Origin of the sequence: Streptomyces sp. NPDC001568 (assembly GCF_042893755.1) — a bacterium.
Classification (GTDB): Bacteria; Actinomycetota; Actinomycetes; order Streptomycetales; family Streptomycetaceae; genus Streptomyces.
Genome location: NZ_JBIAVF010000017.1, coordinates 1 through 5523 on the forward strand (window position 1 = coordinate 1; position 5523 = coordinate 5523).

Below are 5523 nucleotides of genomic sequence, written 5' to 3' on the forward strand. Positions count from 1 at the left end.
CCACCCCACCCGGATAACGGCAACCCACCCCCACGATCACCACCGGATCACCCACATCAACCACCGAAACCACCCCGGCCCCCACACCGACCGGATCAACACCCCCACCCACACCCAACAACCCACACACAAATTCCGCCAACACACCCACCGACGGATAATCGAAAACCACCGTCGCCGAAAGCCGCACCCCGAACAACACACCCAACCGATTCCGCAACTCAACCGCAGTCAGCGAATCAAAACCCATCTCCCGAAACGCCAAACCCACCGGCACATCCACCACAGAACCAAAACCAAGAACCGACGCCACCTCCCCGCGTACCGCCTCTGCCACGGCTTTGGCCCTCTGGGCCTCCGAGAGACCGGCCAGCCGTTCCAGCAGGCCGTGGGCGGCCGGGGGGCGGGAGCGGGTCGTCCCGCGTCCACCGCCCAGCAGTCCGCGCAGCATCGCCGGAACGATCTCGGCGTCGCGCCAGACCCTCATGTCCCAGCGCGCCGCCACGAGCAGGGCATCGGGCAGCTGCCACGCGGTCCCCAGGAGCCCGAGTCCTTCGGAGGCGGACAGTCCGGTCATTCCGCCGCGGGACATCCGGGCCACGTCGCGCTCGCTCAGTCCGCCGGCCAGGCCCTCGGTCACGTCCCACAGGCCCCAGGCCACCGACTGGCCGACCAGTCCGCGCGCCCGTCGCGCCTGCATCAGCGCGTCGACGAAGCCGTTCGCCGCCGCGTAGTTCGCCTGCCCCGCGGAACCCAGGACACCTGCCACCGACGAGAACGTCACGAAGAACGACAAGTCGGCTTGCTGCGTCAGTGTGTGCAGCCACCAGGCGCCGCCCGCCTTGCCACCCATCACCGCACCCACCTGCTCGGACGACAGCGACCCCACCACACCGTCGTCCACGACCCCCGCCGCGTGCACCACACCCGTCAACGGATGCTCCACCCCAACCGCCGCAAGAGCCTCCTCCACACCGGCCCGCGACGACACATCCGCCGCCACCACCCGAACCTCGGCACCCAGCCCACGCAACCGCCCCACCAGCTCCACCGCGGAACCCGAACCCGCGACACCACGACGCCCCACCAACACCAGATGCCGCACACCACACGCCGACACCAACCACTCCGCCACCAACCCACCCAGCACACCCGTACCACCGGTCACCAACACCGACCCCTCCGGATCGATCGGGCGCTCCTCGGCGGGGACGACCGGGGCGGGGGCGAGGGAGGGGGTGTGCAGGGAGCCGCCCCGGATGGCGAGTTCGTCGTCGTCGGTGGCGAGGGCCGCGCGCAGCAGCGCGGGGGCCACCTCGGTGTCATCGACGTCCAACAGCATGAACCGGGACGGGTGTTCGGACTGGGCGGACCGCACCAGGCCCCACATCGCGGCACGGGTCAGGTCGGTGACGCCCTCGCCCGGCAGCACCTCGACGGCGCCACGGGTGACCAGGACCAGCCGGGATCGCGCGAGCCGCTCGTCGGCGATCCAGTCCTGGAGCAGGCGCAGCGTGCGGACGACCGCGGCGCGGGCCGCCTCCGCGGCGTCACCGCCCGGGTCCGTCGGCTCCGTGACGCACGGCAGGACGACGTCCGCCGGCGCGGGGTCGGGCAGCGTGTCCCAGGGGGATCGCTGTTCCTCGGGACCGGGGAGCGGGGGCAGCCGGTCGGTGGTGGGCCAGCCGGTGAGGTCGTCGCCGAGTACGACCGCTCGGCCGTGCGGGGGGTGATCCGACGGTCGGGGGCGTACGGACCATTCGACCCGGCACAGCATTCCTCCGGAGGTACGGGGGGAGGTGGCGGTGCGGATGAGTTCCGGCGTGACGGGGCGCAGTGCCAGGGAGCCGACCGTCAGGACCGGCGTGTCGGTCGCGTCGGTGGCGTGCAGGGCGATGGTGTTCGTCCCTTCGGCCGGGGAGATCCGCACGCGCAGCCGGTCCGTGCCCGGCCGGTGCAGTTGGACGTCGTTCCAGGAGAACGGCAGCAAGCCGCCGTTGTCCGTTCCGTCCGTGAGGGAGCCGAGGCCGAGGGTGTGCAGGGCGCTGTCGAGCAGCGCGGGGTGCAGGCCGAACCGGTCGGCCTCCGTCTCGTGCTCGGCGGGCAACCGCACCTCGGCGAAGAGGTCCTGGCCGTGCCGCCATGCGGCGGTGAGCCCGCGGAAGGCCTCGCCGTAGTGGAAGTCGGCTTCTGCCAGGCGTGCGTAGAGGTCGTCGATGGGGAGGGGGGTGGCCCCCGGCGGCGGCCAGGCGCTGGGGGCCGCGAGGGCCGCGGGCGCGTCGGTACCGGTGGTGGTGCCGGTGCCGGCGCCGGTGGTGAGGAGACCGCGGGCATGGCGCTGCCAGGGCGCGTCGTCCGGGGCGTCCCCGGCGCGGGAGTGGACGGTCACCGGGTGTCCACCGCCGTCGTCCGGCCGATGCACCAGGACCTGTACCTCGACCGCTCCTTCGTCGGGGACGATCAGCGGCGATTCGAGAGTGAGTTCGGTGACGTCGCCCGCGCCGGTGAGTCGGGCGGCGTGGGTCGCCACCTCCAGCAGGGCTGTTCCCGGTACCAGTACCGCGCCGTGGATGCGGTGGTCGGCCAGCCAGGGGTGCGAGTCCAGGGCGAGTCGCCCGGTCAGGAGCAGTCCGTCGGCGGCGGCTACGGTCACGGCCGCGCCCAGCAGCGGGTGCTCGGCGCTGTGCAGTCCCGCGGCGGTCAGGCCGTGGCCGGCGCCCGGTGTCGAGGTGAGCCAGTGGCGTCGGCGCTCGAAGGGGTAGGTCGGCAGCTCGACGCGGGCGCCGTCGGCTCCCGGCAGGGCGGCCCAGTCCACCGGCACGCCGTGCGCGTGGGCCTCCGCCAGGCTGGTGAGGAACCGGCGCCGGCCGCCGTCGTCGCGGCGCAGCGATCCGACGGCGGCGGCGGGCACCTCGGCCGCGGCGGCCGTGTCGGCCACCGCGGCGAGCAGGGCCGGGTGCGGGCTGCACTCGACGAACTGGCGGTGATCGTGGTCGAGGAGCAGGCGGACGGTCTCGTCGAAGCGGACGGTCTGCCGCAGGTTCCGGTACCAGTAGGCCGCGTCCAGTGCGGCGGTGTCGATCACCTCGGCGGTGACCGTGGAGTAGAACGGGATGGTGCCCGGGCGGGCGGTGACGTCGGCGAGGGTGTCGAGGAGATCCTGGTGGATCTCCTCGATCTGCGCGGAGTGGGAGGCGTAGTCGACGGGAAGGCGGCGGGTCTGGAAGCCCTCCGCGCCGGCCCGGTCGAGGAAGCTGTCGACGGCGTCGGGGGTCCCGGCGACGACTGTGGCGGCGGGTCCGTTGACGGCCGCGACGGACAGGTTGCCGTCGCTGCCGTCGATGCGTCGGACCGCTTCGTCAACGGGCATGGAGACGACGGCCATCGCGCCCCGACCGGACAGGGCGCGCAGCGCCCGGCTGCGCAGCGCGACGATGCGTGCGGCGTCGTCCAGGGAGAGGGCCCCCGCGACGTACGCCGCGGCGATCTCGCCCTGGCTGTGGCCGATGACGGCGGCCGGCTGCACGCCCAGGGAGCGCCACAGGTGCGCCAGCGACACCATCACGGCGAAGAGGGCGGGCTGGACGACGTCGACGCGGTCCAGCGGGGGTGCGTCGGGTTCGCCGCGCAGCACCGGCAGCAGTGACCAGTCCACGTACGGGTCCAGCGCTTCTGCGCACGCCCGCAGGTGTTCGGCGAAGGCGGGGTGGCTCTCGTACAGGTCGAGGCCCATGCCGATCCACTGGGAGCCCTGGCCGGGGAAGACGAAGACGGCGTCGCCGCGGACGGCGCGTCCGGTCACCACGTGCGGGGAGCGCTCGTCGTGCGCGAGGGCGGCCAGCGCGCGTGCCCGCGTTTCGCGGTCGTCGCCGGTGATCACGGCGCGGTGGTCGAAGGGGGTTCGGCCGGTGCGCAGGGAGAGTTCGATGTCGGCGTCGCGCAGTGCGGGGCGGGCGGAGAGGAGGTCGTGGAGCCGCTGGGCCTGTCCGCGCAGTGCGGCAGGGGTTCGGGCGGCCAGCAGCCAGGGGCGGGGCGTCCCGGCTGACGTCACGGTCCCGCCGGAGCCGGCTGCGTCGGTGGACGAGGTTCCGTCGGTGGACGAGGTTCCGTCGTGGGTGTCCGGGGCTTCGATGATGATGTGCGCGTTGGTGCCGCTGACCCCGAATGAGGAGACGGCGGCGCGGGCCGGCCGGTCGCGGGCAGGCCAGGGCAGTTGCTCGGTGAGCAGGGCCATGGCGTCCGGGGACCAGTCGATCGCGGTGGTGGCCGTCTCGGCGTGCAGGGTGCGCGGTAAGGTCCGGTGCCGCATCGCCATGATCATTTTGATCATGCCGCCGACCCCGGCCGCCGCCTGGGTGTGCCCGACGTTCGACTTGAGCGAACCGATCCGTACGGGGTCGCCCGCCGGTCGGCCCGTTCCGTAGGTGGCCAGCAGCGACTGTGCCTCGATGAGGTCGCCGAGTCGGGTGCCGGTCCCGTGCGCCTCCACCGCGTCCACGTCGGCGGCGGTGAGCCCGGCCGCCGTCAACGCCTGACGGATCACCGCCTCCTGGGCGGGGCCGCTGGGCGCGGTCAGTCCGTTGCTGGCGCCGTCCTGGTTGACCGCGCTACCCCGGATCACGGCCAGGACGGGGTGCCCGTCGCGTCGCGCGTCCGACAGCTTCTGCAGCAGCAGGACCCCGGACCCCTCGCCCCAGCCCGTGCCGTCCGCGTCGGCCGAGAACGCCTTGCAGCGACCGTCCGGGGCCAGGCCGCGCTGGCGCGAGAACTCCACGAAGGTGTCCGGGGTGGACATCACGGTGACCCCGCCGGCCAGCGCCATGGAACACTCCCCGCGGCGCAGGGCGTGCGCGGCCAGGTGCACGGCCACCAGCGAGGAGGAGCAGGCGGTGTCGATGGTGATCGCGGGACCTTCGAGGCCGAGCGCGTAGGCGACCCGTCCGGAGGCGACGCTCGCGGTGTTGCCCGTGCCGAGGTAGCCCTCGACCTCCGGCGGGACGTCCGACAGGCGCCAGGCGTACCCCTGGCCCATCAGTCCGGAGAAGACGCCTACCTTGCCCCCGCGCAGCGATGCCGGGTCGATGCCCGCGCCCTCGACGGCCTCCCAGCTGCTCTCGAGGAGCAGCCGCTGCTGGGGGTCCATCGCCAGCGCCTCGCGCGGGCTGATGCCGAAGAACTCGGCGTCGAAGTCCGCGGCGTCGTGCAGGAATCCGCCGTGCTGGACGTAGGAGGTGCCTGCCTCGTCGGCGTCGGCGCCGCGCAGCTCGTCGAGGCTCCAGCCGCGGTCGCGGGGGAACGGGGTGATCGCGTCGCCGCCCCGCCCGACCAGCTGCCACAGCTCCGCCGGTGAGGTCACGCCGCCGGGGTAGCGGCACGCCATGCCGACGACGGCGATCGGTTCGCGCGCGGTCGTGGCCAGCTCGCGGTGTTCCCGCCGGAGCCGGTCGTTGTCCTTCAGCGCCGCGCGCAGCGCCTGGACGAGCTGGTCGGCCGAGGATTGCATGGTCGTCACTCCTGGAGGCG

The 5523-nt window shown here is 73.3% G+C and carries 1 protein-coding gene; it reads right to left on the reverse strand.

The features are described from left to right. The coding region (locus tag ACFY0I_RS28335) for a type I polyketide synthase (RefSeq protein ID WP_388901129.1) at nt 1-5503 on the reverse strand (5503 nt) is incomplete at its 3' end. Between the last annotated feature and the right edge of the window lie 20 nt (nt 5504-5523).